At 65.5% G+C, this 307-nt stretch carries 1 pseudogene; it reads right to left on the reverse strand.

The annotated features are described in order from the left end of the window. Positions 1-64: 64 nt before the first annotated feature. Positions 65-307, reverse strand: a pseudogene (locus tag AC0L3B_RS39085) (hypothetical protein); the annotation flags it as partial.

Genomic DNA, 307 nt, shown 5'->3' on the forward strand with positions numbered 1-307 from the left:
TGTTTTTCGGCAACCTCTATCAGGACTGGTCGGAGTTCGTGCTCGCCGACCTGGGCATCTACACCTACGAGAAGGTCGCGTTCAGCGAAGAGTCCCGTGGGTTGCGCAGCCGCGCCGACGTCAAGGGCTCGGGGAATGCCAGGGCGAGGTCCAGGCGCGTGAGGTCCCGTGGCTTGGCCTTGGGTTGTCTCGGCTCACCCAGCTTGCGCCGCAGGCGCGGCAACACGCGCAACAGGTGTTGCTGCTCGGCGGCACTTTCCGGTGCCTGCTGCGCGGCAACAGCCAATGCCAGCGCTTGCGCATAAGC

The sequence above is a fragment of the Bradyrhizobium sp. Kon56 genome, assembly GCF_055807635.1.